13 protein-coding genes are annotated in these 14635 nt (G+C 36.8%); 3 read left to right on the top strand and 10 right to left on the bottom strand.

Features of this window, described 5'->3' with window-relative positions; genetic code table 11:
* Positions 1 to 80: 80 nt before the first annotated feature.
* A complete protein-coding gene (locus tag BTR25_RS13130; protein WP_217696970.1) occupies positions 81 to 965 on the bottom strand; it encodes an SIR2 family NAD-dependent protein deacylase in 885 nt (294 codons plus the stop codon).
* A 209-nt stretch (positions 966 to 1174) separates the two neighbouring features.
* Here BTR25_RS13130 and BTR25_RS13125 point away from each other — a divergent pair, with 209 nt between their 5' ends.
* Positions 1175 to 1510, top strand: a complete 336-nt coding sequence (locus tag BTR25_RS13125) for a winged helix-turn-helix transcriptional regulator (protein WP_075688501.1) — start codon at positions 1175 to 1177, stop codon at positions 1508 to 1510.
* 182 nt (positions 1511 to 1692) lie between these two features.
* On the opposite strand, the gene BTR25_RS13120 is transcribed toward BTR25_RS13125, so the two are convergent.
* On the bottom strand, positions 1693 to 2127 hold the full coding sequence (locus tag BTR25_RS13120; RefSeq protein WP_075688500.1) for an Lrp/AsnC family transcriptional regulator: 435 nt from the start codon (positions 2125 to 2127) through the stop codon (positions 1693 to 1695).
* Positions 2128 to 2249: 122 nt separating this feature from the next.
* On the opposite strand from BTR25_RS13120, the gene BTR25_RS13115 reads away from it, so the two are divergent.
* Entirely contained in the window at positions 2250 to 2801 is a 552-nt protein-coding gene (locus BTR25_RS13115; RefSeq protein ID WP_075688499.1) for a cysteine hydrolase family protein, read from the top strand.
* 566 nt (positions 2802 to 3367) lie between these two features.
* On the opposite strand, the gene BTR25_RS13105 is transcribed toward BTR25_RS13115, so the two are convergent.
* The 6 genes from BTR25_RS13105 to BTR25_RS13080 form a co-directional block, all read right to left on the bottom strand.
* Positions 3368 to 3490 carry a cytochrome c biogenesis protein CcdA gene (locus tag BTR25_RS13105; protein WP_175596772.1) on the bottom strand — a complete coding sequence of 41 codons (123 nt, stop codon included), beginning with the start codon at positions 3488 to 3490 and terminating at the stop codon, positions 3368 to 3370.
* A 308-nt stretch (positions 3491 to 3798) separates the two neighbouring features.
* Positions 3799 to 5286: a glycoside hydrolase family 140 protein gene (locus BTR25_RS13100; RefSeq protein WP_075688497.1), complete on the bottom strand. Its 1488-nt coding sequence runs from the start codon at positions 5284 to 5286 to the stop codon at positions 3799 to 3801.
* A gap of 108 nt (positions 5287 to 5394) precedes the next feature.
* The gene (gene glpK, locus BTR25_RS13095) at positions 5395 to 6885 is read right to left on the bottom strand and encodes a glycerol kinase GlpK (RefSeq protein WP_075688496.1); all 1491 of its coding nucleotides are present in this window, start codon (positions 6883 to 6885) and stop codon (positions 5395 to 5397) included.
* Between the two features lie 12 nt (positions 6886 to 6897).
* Entirely contained in the window at positions 6898 to 7863 is a 966-nt protein-coding gene (locus BTR25_RS13090) for a transketolase family protein (RefSeq protein ID WP_075688495.1), read from the bottom strand.
* Positions 7860 to 8690: a transketolase gene (locus tag BTR25_RS13085; RefSeq protein WP_075688494.1), complete on the bottom strand. Its 831-nt coding sequence runs from the start codon at positions 8688 to 8690 to the stop codon at positions 7860 to 7862. The genes BTR25_RS13090 and BTR25_RS13085 overlap by 4 nt, the downstream gene beginning before the upstream one ends.
* 15 nt (positions 8691 to 8705) lie before the next feature.
* Positions 8706 to 10142: an L-fucose/L-arabinose isomerase family protein gene (locus BTR25_RS13080; protein WP_075688493.1), complete on the bottom strand. Its 1437-nt coding sequence runs from the start codon at positions 10140 to 10142 to the stop codon at positions 8706 to 8708.
* Between the two features lie 356 nt (positions 10143 to 10498).
* Between BTR25_RS13080 and BTR25_RS13075 the strand changes: the two genes are divergently transcribed.
* Entirely contained in the window at positions 10499 to 11542 is a 1044-nt protein-coding gene (locus tag BTR25_RS13075; RefSeq protein WP_075688492.1) for a LacI family DNA-binding transcriptional regulator, read from the top strand.
* Between the two features lie 153 nt (positions 11543 to 11695).
* Here BTR25_RS13075 and fbp read toward each other — a convergent pair whose 3' ends face one another.
* Entirely contained in the window at positions 11696 to 13627 is a 1932-nt protein-coding gene (gene fbp, locus BTR25_RS13070; RefSeq protein WP_075688491.1) for a fructose-1,6-bisphosphatase, read from the bottom strand.
* Between the two features lie 178 nt (positions 13628 to 13805).
* Positions 13806 to 14573, bottom strand: coding sequence for a helix-turn-helix transcriptional regulator (locus BTR25_RS13065; RefSeq protein WP_075688490.1), 768 nt, complete (start codon positions 14571 to 14573; stop codon positions 13806 to 13808).
* Between the last annotated feature and the right edge of the window lie 62 nt (positions 14574 to 14635).

Here is a 14635-nt window from a genome sequence, read left to right as displayed (position 1 = left end):
CTCAACTAAAATTGAATTTTCCTATTAAGAATTAAAGCCTTTTTTTAGCAATTTCATATGGAAAAGGCGTGTTGATCCGTTCAAACCACGTCTTGTTTCGTTTCTTTTTGCTGTTTCTCCAGAACATCTCGTAGTACTTGCGCTATATCTTCATTAACAGCGAGTCCCTTATCCTTCAGTTCGCTCGGCAGCAAGTTATGCTCCGGATTTGGATTGATGGTAATGTAGTATGCATCCGGCCAACTGTGAGTCATGTTCCAGAAGGGTTCTTTGATGAACATTGGAGTCATTAGACCGACGCCCAACTCTAAAAAGAGGACTTTCTTATGTTGATTTTCCAAAAGAAATTCACGATATTTTTTATGCTCGTCTCTATATTTGGTTCCTTCCAAAAATACAAAGGAACGTACCCACAGTTCCATAGGGCCGCCGCACTCCGGGCACTTTGGAACCATGCTGGATGGAATCTTCGTTCCTTCGATGTGGGCACACAGTTCCTTTGCTTGTTCCGCATAAGGATAAATACCGTCGTGACAGCGACCACTACACTGTAAATATGTCCAGTTACCCTGAATGGCACTGACTTTTTCTTCCGGGAATACTTGTAAAAATTGAGTATCTTGATTGGTTGTAAGAATATAATAGTTTTTATTGCTTAAAATTTGATTTAGGTTCTTATAAGGCTGGCCGATGGGGACCTCCGCTACAAAGTTAATTAAAGTGGCAAGGTATGCCCACCGTTCTTCTTCAGTACGGAATCGATAGTAAAAGCCTCCAAAGATACTGTCAATCCCGTATTTTTCTGCGAATACGTTAAAATATTTACGAAAGTTTGCATCATCTTGATACCAGTTATATCCGGCTGCCGCAGACATGCCAGCGGCACCGCCAACTACAATCGCGTCAGCTTCTTCAATTTTTTGCAGTATTGTTTCTATATTTTCTTGATATTGTTGTGATAACATATTTTTTGCCCTCCTAATGATTGATTTCAAAGTTGAAATACATTCACTTATATAACACCTCGCTCAAAACAATAGTTGACTCAGAGGTGTGTATAAATCTTCAGTTCAAACCCTTCTTTACTTGGGTTCGAATGTATTATATAGTTGATATAGTTTTGTAAACAAGTATGCACTTTTTTGACGCATACTATCTAGGAGGATAGTGTAAAATGGAAAAATCCCAGGTTAATGTTACTGATAGCCAAGAGCCCTTTTTTGGCTACACGCTCTCCATTATCAGCGGCAAATGGAAACTGCTAATTATTTACCATTTAATAAAAAACGGAACAGTACGCTATAATGAACTTCAGCGAATGATCGGGAAAATAACCTATAAAACTCTCAGTAGCACATTAAAGGAAATGCAGGATGATGGCTTAATTCATCGAAAGGAATATCCACAAATTCCTCCAAAGGTTGAATATAGTCTTACTGAAAAAGGACACACGCTTTGGCCTATTGTCCAAGAAATGTGCCAATGGGGAGAGCATAATCAAAATAAATAAAAGAAAAAAGGTATAATACTCAATATTCGAGAGAATTATACCTTTTTTGCTATTCTATGCTATTAGTTTTTATATTCTTTCATTTTTTTTAAGCCTATATTTTTAAAGAAAAAAATATGGAAAGTGAGAGCATAATGATCCCCGTATATTTTGAGCTAAGCAATAATTCAGATTTTAAATAACTAGGTATTGAAAGTAGCATGTTTAGTCTCTTGTATGGATAGATACAAAGTGTAATTCCCATAATCGAGAATCTTATTAATAAATAGATTTAATGTTTCTTGAGAATCAACTTTTATTTTTAAATGGTAACAGCCTTCTCCCGATACTCGGTGAGCTTCAACTACCTCATTTCGATCATTTAAAAAACGTATAAACGAATCATGATTTGCTGTTTTCATATAGATAATGACAAACGCTGTAAAGATGAGTCCTACTTTCATTTCATCGACGATTAAGGAGTAAGCTTTAATGACCCCACTTTCCTCAAGTTTTTTAATACGATTTCCTACTGCTTGGCCCGTCATATGAATTTGTTCCCCTAAGTCTTTCCATTGAATACGTGAATTTTCGGATAGTATCCGAAGAATCTGAAAATCAATATTATCAAGTTCCATACTAAATTCCTTTCACCATGAAATGCTTTGAGCTAAAAGTGTTTCATCAAAGTATCGAACAAAATCAAGATATTTTATATCATAATACTTGTAATAAAAATTATTTGATGAGGTGGATAAAAATGAATACAGCATTAATCATTGTTGATATACAAAACGACTATTTTCCAAACGGAAAGATGGAGTTAAGCAATCCTGATAAAGCAGCCGCTAATGCTGCTAAAGTTCTTGATTGGTTTAGACAAAATAACAAAGATAATATTTTTCATGTTCAGCATTTCGCAAGCAGCCCAGAGTTAGGCTTCTTTCTTCCAAATACAGAGGGAGCTGATATCCATGAAACGGTTTTGCCATTAGAACACGAAACCATTATTGAAAAGAATTTCCCTAACAGCTTTTTAAAGACTGAGTTAGAAAGCAAATTAAGAGAACAAGGTGTAACCAAGGTAGTGGTTGTGGGTATGATGACACATATGTGTATTGATGCAACCGTTAGAGCTGCAGTCGATCTAGGTTTTGAAACTACACTAATTGAGGATGCATGTGCGACAAGAGAGTTATCTTACCAAGATCAGGTTGTACCAGCGGAACAGGTTCATTATGCGTTTATAAGCGCTCTTCAAAGCATGTATTGCAATGTAATTTCAACTGAGGATTTCTTACAACAAAGCTAACACAAACTTTATTAATAAATATTGAAATATCAATGGGAGTTGTTCATAAAACAGCTCCCATTTTTTCTGATGATGGACTTTTAATCCAACGGTATATCTTCAGTTTACTACTGCTTGTCTCACAATATCAAACTCGAACCAAAACGATACAGTATCCCTACATTCTAGTCATGCACTTTTTTCAAAATCAGTACTCTTTAATGTGCTCACGTAGTATATCGAGTGCTGGAGATACTGTTAATCTGTTGGGAATTTTATATATTTATTTGCTGAGCTTTTCCTCAAAATAGTACTGTATTTAAAAAATCCCACTTTCTTTTTTGTATATTGAAAGCGATGTTCTTTCATTAAAAAAATTGGTTTGAAAATATCCAACATAAACGTTCCCATTACTACGAGAAATATGCCGCCAAACATTCTTATTACATCATTGTAGTTGAAAAAAATCTTCCCAATGAAACTCGCTGAGAAACCTAATGCAAAGTAAACGATTGTAAATCCGATTGAAAAATAAATTGAATGTAATAGAACTATTTTCCTAATAGTAGAATGACCCTGCTGATTTTTTAATTCACCACCGTTACCCCCGTAATATAAGAGATAAATGATGGATATAAAGGCAGGCAACGTGGAGAAAAAAATGCTATTAATCCTCCTGCGAATGCCACCCAAATCGCAATTTCCTCCAAAAAATCTCCCCCTATACATATTTGGATTTTAAATCATTATATAGTGGGTATGAATTTGCAAACAAGTATGCACTTTCTCGACGCATACTATCTATGCGGATAGTGGTTACCTTACTTAAAAGCCTGGATTGAGGACAGTTTCTCTGTCCCGAACTTCCTCCTGAATGATTGATAAACAGGAAAAGCCATCTACACTACAAAAAAAAGCAAGAGTTTATGCCTCTTGCTTCCCCCTTCAGAAGACTATTTCATTCTTATAAGCCAGCATGCTTTGGAAAACTCCTTGCTTAAATCTTGAAAATTAAAAATCACCATGCAGGAAAAGCTTTTTTTACCTCAGGAGGTATAGGCATTTCCCCATAAACCTGTGCTTTTCCGGGTTTTGTTGCACTATTGTCTCTACGCTCAATTACACATATCCAATCCTGACCTTTTCCGCTAGTGGGGGTTACTACCCTAATGAAGGTACCTTTTTCATATCGAGCTATTTCTGAAAGAATAATAGCTTCTTCTGAAGCCCTGTTGTCTTGTGAATAGCATTGCCCATCTCTGGGATTAAACCACCACATTTGGAGATTATGGCCATTTAACCAGCTTAAATCAATGGTTTCTTTTCCCCCTGACGGGAAATAAATACAAGTGAATTCCCCATTCCTTTCTACGCATGCCTGAGTATGTTCATCGAGAATGTCTTGACTTTTTTCACTCTGTTCTGTCAGTATTTCTTGACATGGAATACACTGACTTAAATCCCTTGATTCAAGAAAATCTCGCAGTATCTTCATTTGCCATGCACCCTCTTGGTCCAATGCATCAAACCAAGAATATCTCCTGAAGCTGTCCCTTTCTCTTTCTGAAATCATCCAACACACGGATGGATGCCCATAAGTATGACCAAAGGACCCTGCAAACAAACTCCAATAGGCCCGTTTCCTCACCATCCATCCCCCATGGAAATCAGACTTAATTGGCCAGGTTGTTGGCATGTCTTCATAAGCTGGTTCTCCATCAAAAACAGGCATTGGGTTTTTTCGATTATAATCATTTCTCACTAGTTCATAATTTTTCGGTGTTAACCCATGTCCGGATTGAATCATGATAAATGATATCCAGGCTTCCTCATCCGTCCAATAAGACATGGTTGAACATTCCCCGGTCTCGGCTTCATGGCATGCATGATAAGTCATTAAAAGCTTTTGCCAATCAGGATCTTTTTCGTTATGTTTAATATCCTTTTGTAAAACCCCTTTTGCAATACCTTCGGCCATATTCCGCCAAACATCCTTATAATCCACACCAAGATGAATAGGCTGCCTGTCTCCACCTATACACCAAAGGATATTGGTTCTGTCTTTATAGCGATTACCAATCCATTGTCCATATTGAAAAGCATTTTCCTTCGTAACAATTTTCTCAGAAAACTCCCCCATCCAATTATGACCAACAACAAGTTCTCCCCATACAGGTAGTAAGAGAACATAAAATCCATATTCCTCCGCTTTGTCTAATATCCAGTCTAAGTACTGAAAATACTTTTCATTTGGAGTGTTCAAATTATCATTTAATAAAGCCTTATCTCCAGCTGGATTTCTCATTTCCCTATCTTGTTCTGGATCCAGTGCAACAATTTGTAGTACTGTAAACCCTTGTGATTTTCTTTTTTGCATTAAGTATTCTGCATCGTCCCATTTTAATCTCTGGACAATAGTCCAATCAGTATCTGCTAACCAGACAAATGGCGTACCATCCTGATGCGTAAAATATCTTCCATTCTCTGAGATTTTTAACCTTTCCATTTTTTCCTCCTTAGAAAGAAATTACTTAGTGATTAGATTGTTAAAACTCCAGCTATCCCTTTAACGTTTCTGTGTTCGCTAGAGACTTATCTTTAAGTTTTAATCTTATTATTTAACTAATATCCCAAGTACTGAATCCTTCCATCCTTGATAAAACTTATTTCTTAGATCACGATCCATTAACGGATGATATAATTCGTGTTCGGAATTTAGATGATAGATTTCATCGGTAGATTTCCAGATTCCTACTCCTAAACCAGCTAAATACACAGCTCCCATCGAAGATAATTCTGCTACTCGGGAAGCGGTTACTTCTGTATCCAACATGTCCGCTTGATACTGCATTAGGAATCGGTTACTAGTTGCTCCCCCATCCACGTTTAAATTCTTTATATGAATATTGGATTCGGCTTGCATTAATTCAACTACATCTTTAACTTGGTAAGCAATGCTTTCTAATGCTGCCCGCACAATATGTGCTTTACCTGTATTTCGACTCATTCCCAAAATCGCAGCGCGAGTATACGGATTCCAGTACGGAGCTCCTAAGCCGACAAATGCAGGAACAAGGTAGACCCCTTGATTATCTGGTAAAGAGCTTGCCAATGCTTCAGCCTCATCAATCTGATCAATCAATTCTAACTGTTCTATTAACCATTTGACCACATCACCGGTACTATTAATAATCCCTTCGAGTGCATATTCTATTTTACCATTTAGGCCCCAGGCAATAGAAGTTACTAAACCATTGGTACCTTTCACCAACTCTCGCGTGTGCATCATGACAGAAGTCCCTGTTCCATAAGTGGCTTTTGCCATCCCCGGTTCAAAACATTTTTGGCCAAATAAAGCACCTTGAGAATCTCCGATTACACCGGAGATAGGGAGGGAGGTGAACGGGAGATTAGGATCTTCCACTACACCAAATATTTCATTGGAACTTTTTACAACAGGGAGCATTGTTCTTGGTATTTCAAATAAGTCCAATAACTCATCATCCCACAAAAGTGTTTCAATATTAAAGAGAAGTGTCCGGCTTGCATTCGAATAATCTGTTGCATGAACCTTCCCTTGTGTTAATTTCCAAATGAGCCAACTGTCAATTGTTCCTACCAAAAGCTGGCCTTCTCTTGCTCTGTCTCTGGCTCCATCGACATGATCTAAAATCCACTTTATCTTAGAGGCAGAAAAGTAAGGGTCTGCTTTTAAGCCGGTTTTAGATTGGATCATTTCTTCATATCCCTGTTCTTTTAGCTCTTTACAAAAATCAGAAGTTCTTCTGTCTTGCCAAACAATCGCATTATAAATCGGCATTCCTGTTTCTTTATCCCAAACGACAACCGTCTCTCTTTGATTGGTAATGGCTAAAACAGCTAACTCATCCTTGGAAACCCCAGAAGTTTGCAGCAATTCCTTTAACATTTTCTTAACATTTTCATAGATTTCATCCGGATCATGCTCTACCCATCCGGTTTGCGGATAGTATTGCGTATGACTTCTAGAACATTTATGAGTTATTCGCCCGCTCGTATTCACAAGCAATACTTTTGTTCCAGAGGTACTTTGGTCAATCGCGAGGATATATTTCTCTATTCCCATAAGATCACCTCATCATTTACCAACCATTTGAATGGCGAGCTTCCTTACATTTTCAATACTCAATCCGTAGTATTCAAAAACTTCTGCGGTTTTTCCAGCAATGGCTGGTTCGTCTGGCAAACCAAGAATTTTGACAGGAACGGGGTGACTTTGTGACACAACTTCAGCAACCGCTGAACCTAATCCACCATAAATGCTATGTTCTTCGATCGTAATAATTCTTCCTGTTTCTTCGGCTGCTTTTATGATCGTTTCCTTATCTAGTGGCTTAATCGTATGCATATTGATCACTCTGCAATCTATGCCATCCTGCTTCAGAGCTTCTGCGGAATCTAATGCAATTCTGACTGTCTCCCCTGTTGCAATAATCGTGATGTCTATACCTTCTTTCATCGTCACGGCTTTACCAATTTGAAACTCGTAATCTTCTGATACATATGAATCATCTACCGGATTACGGCCAATTCGAAGATAGACTGGTCGATCATACTCAACTAATGCTTCGATCATTTTCTTCGCCTCATGACGATCTGCAGGCATCATCACATCCAGACCAGGAATGGCGCGGGTCACTGCAAGATCCTGTAAAGAATGATGGGACATACCAAGCGCACCATAACTTATGCCACCACTTATGCCAATCAACTTAACATTTGTATTGGAGTAGGCAACATCTACCTTGATTTGTTCAATACTTCTCATGCTCAAAAAACAAGCTGGCGATGCAACAAATGGCTTTTTTCCAGAAGCCGCCAAGCCTGAAGCAATTCCGACGAGATTTTGCTCTGCAATTCCGACCTCGACGATTTGATCAGGTAACTGCTTACCAAATTCCACTAGAGAAGCTGATCCTCTTGAATCACTGGTTACTACTAAAATATCTTTATTTTTCTTTGCTAAATCTAATAAAGTCTCACTGATTGCTTGACGATTGGCGATCTTATTTCCTTTTGCACCTTGTAGAGCAATATTACTCATTGTAGCACCTCCAGTTGTTTTGAAAGTTCTTCCATTGCTAATTGATATTCCTCTTTACTTGGTACATGATGGTGCCACTTAGCTACATTTTCTGCAAATGAGATTCCCTTGCCTTTGACTGTATTGGCAACGATGAGAGTTGGTTTCCCACTAGTTTTAGGTGTATTTTCCAAAACATCTACCAATTGTTCGATGTCATTTCCATCTACCTCAACCACTTCCCAACCAAACGCTCTCCATTTAGCTCCAAATGGTTCGAGACTCATAACATCTTCCGTACTTCCTGTGATTTGCAATCCGTTCCGGTCAATGATCGCGACTAAATTATCAAGCTGGTAGTGTGAAGCTGCCATAGCCCCTTCCCAAACGGACCCTTCTGCCTGCTCGCCATCCCCCATTAATGTATAGACCCGAAACGATTTCCCATCCATTTTCGCAGCCAAGGCCATACCTACTGAAATTGGCAAACCATGTCCTAACGCACCTGTATTCATTTCGACACCAGGTACCTTATTGTTAGGGTGACCGATTAATCTTGTATTAAATTGAGAAAACGTTTTTAATTCTTCTTTTGGAAAGAATCCCTTATCCGCTAAGATCGCCCAGTACGACTCAACCGCATGTCCTTTACTTTGTACATAACGGTCACGTTCTTCCCATTTAGGATTGTTGGGGTCGACATTCAGGATATGATAGTAAAGAACAGTTAAGATATCCGTATTGGATAATGAACCACCTGTATGACCAGTACCCGCTTCATATATCATGGTCAGCAGTTCCATACGAATTTCGGTTGCTTTTCGTTTTAGATACTCGATTTTGTTCATCTTTATACCCCCAGTCTATTTATTAAGGTCGCTGCCGCGAAGCCATGCTCTAATTTCACTTTCAGTTGGATCTACCGGATCAGGCTTCAACCCAGGAATATACTCGCACGCTTCAAACAAAGCCGGAATAACGTCCTCATGGACACCAACTGAGTGGTGAATATATGGACCTTTGACCAATTTCTCTTCCCATAATGGCCAATCATTTACTTCCACCCAAACATAGGAACCTCTAGTGAACGGACCTTCAATGCCTTTTGCTTTACCAAGGAAAATGGAGTATTCCCCATGGTCTCCATCAAAACGAGCAAGTGTCATCTCTCCACCCTTAATTTCCCCTTCATGGGTTCCTGGCGCATGATCATCAAATAAGAAATGCTTGTTTAGCTTGGGCTTCTCTTCTACACTTAACGAAACAGGGAAATTTCCACAATGGAATAATAACTCCCCATTTGGATTTTCCGGGTGACGAACGGTAATGTCTGCAAAAAACGTTGGTTTCTTATTCAATGTGGCAGCCTGAACCATAATCGAAGTAATGGCACCATGGATGTCGGTTTCACATGTTACTGGAATTTGTTCGTCTGTCAGAATCGCATTGGCTAGACACGGCATGATGCCAATTATGTCTTGTAAGGTGGACCAGCATTGAATGGCAATCGCAGTACTTCCTGTATCGGCAGCCAGTTGTTTCATCGCTACTTTTAACGAAGCAATTCGTCGAACATCTTGGTCTGTTACACCGCTCCAGTCAAGCTTTTCTTTGATATAACCGATCGCTTCATCTAATTCTGGTCTATCTGTCTTTTCAATTTTTAGCGTTACTTTTTTCAATTCATCGAGCGTAATCGGGTGAATTTGAATGCCAAAGGTTTCTAATAATTCACCCTCGTTGCAAATCACCGACCAGAAATCAGTTGGTCTTGTTGAGATTTGCAAGATTCGAAGATTAGTAAAATGCTTAACAACATTGGCAGCAGCTATGAAATTCTTAAATCCGCGTTCAAAAACAGGGCTATCAACGCTACAATTCGTAATGTATGTAAACTGAACATTAAACCTTCTCAGAACTTTGCCAGTTGCAAACAGACCGCATTGTGTATCACGAAGTCGCATTCCATTTTGTAACGGAGCTTCATCTCTTGGACCCCAAAGTAGAACGGGTTTACCAATTGCTTTAGCCACACGTGCAACAATGTCTTCTGTTCCAAAGTTACAATGAGGGAAAAATAGAGCATCTACTTCGGCATCTCTAAATTTTTTTATAATGGTTGATTCTTCAGAGCGATCATATAATAACCCTTCCTCATTAATCCCCTCAAGATCGACAATTTCCAGTTCTAGTCCAAAGCTTTCTATCTTTTCTCTAATTAAATTTTTAAATTTTAGAGCATCTTCTTTACTAAATACAAATCTTCTCGTTGGAGCAAAACCTAATTTAACCTTTTGCATCACTTTACGCCTCCAAAGTACATTTTTTAGTAATAAACTAAACATTTAGTTACAATCATCTAAAAACCATCTAAAACACATAAAATAATTTAGTTGTTGATGAAATTTTACCAACAAGTAGACTTATAGTCAATAAATTCATAAAAAAATTTAGTTATAAATTAACTAAACTACTAAAATTTTATAACTAATTCCAAAAAACAAGCTTGAATACTGTTAGAATTGCTAGTAAGGCAAATCATTATCATGAACTAAACTAAACAAATAACTAAAAATCAACTAAACACAATCATAATGTGGTATAATTCGGTTTATATATCATTACAATGTGTATATTTAGGAAGGTGTACTATTTTATGAAAATAGATGACATAGCTAAATTAGCTAATGTTTCAAAATCAGCGGTTTCTTTAGCATTAAACGGAAAAAACGGGGTTAGTCAGAAGACGCGTGATAAAATATTAAAGATTGCAGAGGAACACGGTTACATACCTCGGCCCATAATCAAAGCAGAACAGTATTTTCAAACAAATACAAAAATATTAAGATTTATTGCAGTCACAAATGCGGGGATTGTTACTGAACAATTCGAATCTCTTCCTTTCTTTATGGAATTAATAAAAAATATTGATAATCAAACTGGCTCTAGCGGATATTCCTTAATGGTCTCACCTATAAATATAGAGAGCCTTGAAGAGGAAATTACGAGACTCGAAAATGAGCAGAAATCTGCAGGAATATTGTTATTGGGTACCAACCTAACAGCAGATCAAATTAATATTATTGCTGGCATCCAACCAAATTTAGTTGTTTTGGATACCTGTTTTGAAACGTTAGATGCAAACTTTGTAGTAATGAACAATGCCTTTGGAGCTTATCAAGCTGGACAATATCTAATGGATTTAGGACATAGAGAGATTGGGTATGTTGAGTCGAATATCAGAATGTATAACTTTAATATGAGAAAAAAAGGGTTTGTCCAAGCACTAACAGAAAGAAATCTAACAATCAAAAACAATCATTATTTTTCCATATCGCCGACAACCATTTCACCACAAGAGGCCTTTACAGATAAGATTAAAAAAAGTTTGGACAATCTGCCAACAGCTTTATTTTGTGAAACTGACTATATGGCCATTAGCGTCATCAAATCCTTTACTGAATTAGGGATTAAAGTGCCAGTTGATATTTCTATCATTGGATTTGATAATATCTTTGAATCAAGAGTAATTACTCCTGAATTGACTACCATCCATGTGAAAAAGGATAAGATTGCATCACTAGCGGTTGAGAAGCTAATAAGACAGATTGAGACCAACGATGAAGATAAAATAAAATTACTTATTGATACCGAAATCATTGAAAGAAATTCATGTACAGAAAATAAACAAATGAATTGAATATCATCAAGTAGCATGTACCATAGCTATTCTTCAAAAAAACAACGAAGACTCTCAACCTTTTGGTTGAGAGTCTTCGTCCTCTTCATTTTATATGGTGCTCCTAAATTTACTGTTTATAAAAAGTATGCCTGCTCAATCTCCTAAATGATTTCAATTCATATAGCGATATTCTCTTAGACTATTCAATATAGAGATTTCCTGTAATAATTTTTCTCCAACATTCGTTTCTCTAACCTTTTTTCTCTTTAACTCCTTATCTACCACTCTTTTTATTGATAAAACATCTGTCCCATTAAGTAGAACCTCTTCTTTTGAATTAAAATGCTTATGGGCGACCAGCTGCATACCGAAGGAATTATATAGTAACGTATATCCTGCTATACCCGTTGTTGATTGATAGGCTTTGGAAAACCCTCCATCGATCACGATCATCTTACCATTTGCTTTAATTGGATTTTCTCCCTCAATTTCTTTAACTGGTGTATGGCCATTTATAATATGACCCTGGTCAGGATTCAGATCAAATTCAGCTAAAATTTTACCACAAATTTCTTCATTTTCGCGTAAATGGTAATATGGGTTTTTTTTCTCTCTGTGGGTTGCCTTGTCCTTAATAAAGTACCTCTCAAAAGTGGTCATTTCTCTTTTTCCAAAGAGTGATGAATATTCTCCAGTCCATAAATACCAGACCATATCTGTCGCAAGATCCTCTGTCTCTTCAGGATGTGCAAAAGCATGCCGTAAATATTGTTCAAAAACATCAAGTAACTCACGACCCGAATAGGTGTTATTTTCAATAACCATTTTTTCCATATTCCCTTCCTCATCTAAAGGAATACAACCATGAATTAAAAGGTTCCCGTTATATTTTAAATAAAGATTCCCTTTCTTCATAAGGAAATTCATATGTCTAGCCAGTTTTTCTGAATGCTGGACTGAAAATAATAATCTTTCCATAACCTGCTTTTCTTCTTCTAAAAATTGATCAGGCTGCTCGGGATTTACCGTTGCAAAGCAAGTATTTTCTAAAGGGTATGTTTTTCCATAAATGGATATCTCATTCTTATCATAGTCAACTTTCTCAAGCAAAAGCCTTTCTGACATGTTAAAATACGGGCGTCTCTTTATAATAGGCATTTCGAGTTTAAACTGAATCATCGCAATGGCTTGATGAATTTTCGTAATTTGTAATTTTTCATGATCCGATTGATTCTTCTCTGAATGTGCCTTAGGTCTGAAAGCAGGATTGTCCTGATAGTATTTCTCCGCCAGATTCAGCAAGGGTCTAAGATTGATTCCATATACATCTTCAATAATATCCAGATTATTATACCTTGCACAAATACGAATGATATTAGCGAGACAAACCTTTGAACCAGCAAAAGCACCTAGCCATAGGACATCATGGTTTCCCCACTGAATATCTACAGAATGATATTTGATTAGAGTATCCATAATTTTATCAGGTTCTGGACCTCGATCATAAATATCTCCAACTACGTGAAGATGATCAACTACTAATCTCTGAGTTGTATATGCTAGCCCTGTTATAAGCTTATCAGCCTGCCCTAAGGAGATGATTTGTTCGACAATTTCTTTATAATACTGCTCCTTATTTGTAGATATATTCGTTTTGTAAAGCAGCTCTTCTACAATAAACACAAACTGACTCGGCAATGCTTTTCGTAGTTTTGACCGTGTATATTTGGAGGAAGCATGAGAAATAAGTTTTATCATCCGCTCGATGATTACTATATACCATTGGTTTAATTCTTGTTCATCGCCAAAATAATTTTTAATTAATTTTAATTTTTCTTCAGGATAATACACTAATGTCGCAAATTCATTTATTTCTTTTTCAAATAAAACATCTTGAAACAAATCTCTGATTTTCTCTTTTACATTCCCTGAACCATTTCTCAACACATGTTGAAAAGCTTGATACTCTCCATGTAAATCACTGACAAAATGTTCTGTCCCCTTTGGTAAATTAAGAATGGCTTCCAGGTTAATAATTTCAGTTACCACTTTTTCTTCACAATCATACTTTTGAACAAGTACATCTAGATATTTTGAATTCAAAATTATGTATCCCCTTTCAAAATTCACCACTTACGATTTCGATTAATTTTTATATTATCAGAAAAAACATAACCTAGCACAAAAAATGCCGCATTAATAATTTGCGGCATCTTTATATAAACGACTACTTCCCTCTAGACATGGAGAAGGAACTCTACTTCAGGGAGCTTAAGGTTCTTTAAGATATTGAATGTCGGTATTCCTTTGGTGCACATAATTTTATCTTTACAAAGTTGCGATTAAAGGACCGTATGCTTTCATAACCACAAAGATAAGCAATCTCTGTAATATTTTTCTCTGTATAGATTAATAGATAACAAGCATAGTTTATTCTCGTTTCATTTAAAAAATCCACAAAAGACATACGAATATGAGTATTAAAATACTTCGATAAATAGTTATAACTGTACCCTAATGTTCCGGCGATGCTTTTTAAAGAAATTGATTCTGTAAAATGATCCTGAATATAGGTTAACAACTTATGTAGCAGCTCTGGATCTTGTTTTTCGCCTTTCATTAAGCTGGTTTGTCCCATTAGCTCTGATAATAATAAGTAGAGACAGGCTTTTTGTTCTAGCAGATTTGGGTTTTCTTTGAAAAGTGACCTAGAAATGAGTGTATTTGCTTCAAAAGAAAGATTGAAAACCGGATTTTCAAGTGAACTATTTTCTATCATCTTTTGAAATGTCGGAACATAGTCTGGCGAAAAAACACAAATATTAGCCCGAGAATGTGACTTTGTAATAAACGAGTGAATTTCATATGGCAATATGAGTAAGAATTGTCCAGCTTTCAACTGGTAACTTCTTTGCCTAATAATCACTTCCATTTCCCCATCAACGAGGAATAACAATTCATAACCACGATGGAGATGGCTTGGAAAGTTCAGATTCAATGTATGATAGTTTGATATGTAATCAAAATGGTGTGCTTCATATATTAACATCTTAGGACCATCCTCAGTAAAGAGTAAATTTTGTCTAGGATTATATAAGTTTTTACTTGTTG

This window comes from Bacillus sp. MRMR6, from assembly GCF_001940785.1.
GTDB lineage: Bacteria > Bacillota > Bacilli > Bacillales > Cytobacillaceae > Neobacillus.
This window is presented reverse-complemented; position numbering and strand designations above follow the sequence as displayed.

Excerpts from the sequence above, each read along its gene's own strand:
- BTR25_RS13120 (WP_075688500.1), bottom strand. The coding sequence starts at position 2,127 with ATGGAACTTGATAATATTGATTTTCAGATTCTTCGGATACTATCCGAA.
- glpK (WP_075688496.1), bottom strand. The coding sequence starts at position 6,885 with ATGGGAATAGAGAAATATATCCTCGCGATTGACCAAAGTACCTCTGGA.
- BTR25_RS13075 (WP_075688492.1), top strand. The coding sequence starts at position 10,499 with ATGAAAATAGATGACATAGCTAAATTAGCTAATGTTTCAAAATCAGCG.
- BTR25_RS13065 (WP_075688490.1), bottom strand. The coding sequence starts at position 14,573 with ATGTTAATATATGAAGCACACCATTTTGATTACATATCAAACTATCAT.
- BTR25_RS13080 (WP_075688493.1), bottom strand. The coding sequence starts at position 10,142 with ATGCAAAAGGTTAAATTAGGTTTTGCTCCAACGAGAAGATTTGTATTT.
- BTR25_RS13115 (WP_075688499.1), top strand. The coding sequence starts at position 2,250 with ATGAATACAGCATTAATCATTGTTGATATACAAAACGACTATTTTCCA.
- BTR25_RS13125 (WP_075688501.1), top strand. The coding sequence starts at position 1,175 with ATGGAAAAATCCCAGGTTAATGTTACTGATAGCCAAGAGCCCTTTTTT.
- BTR25_RS13090 (WP_075688495.1), bottom strand. The coding sequence starts at position 7,863 with ATGAGTAATATTGCTCTACAAGGTGCAAAAGGAAATAAGATCGCCAAT.
- BTR25_RS13130 (WP_217696970.1), bottom strand. The coding sequence starts at position 965 with ATGTTATCACAACAATATCAAGAAAATATAGAAACAATACTGCAAAAA.
- BTR25_RS13100 (WP_075688497.1), bottom strand. The coding sequence starts at position 5,286 with ATGGAAAGGTTAAAAATCTCAGAGAATGGAAGATATTTTACGCATCAG.
- BTR25_RS13085 (WP_075688494.1), bottom strand. The coding sequence starts at position 8,690 with ATGAACAAAATCGAGTATCTAAAACGAAAAGCAACCGAAATTCGTATG.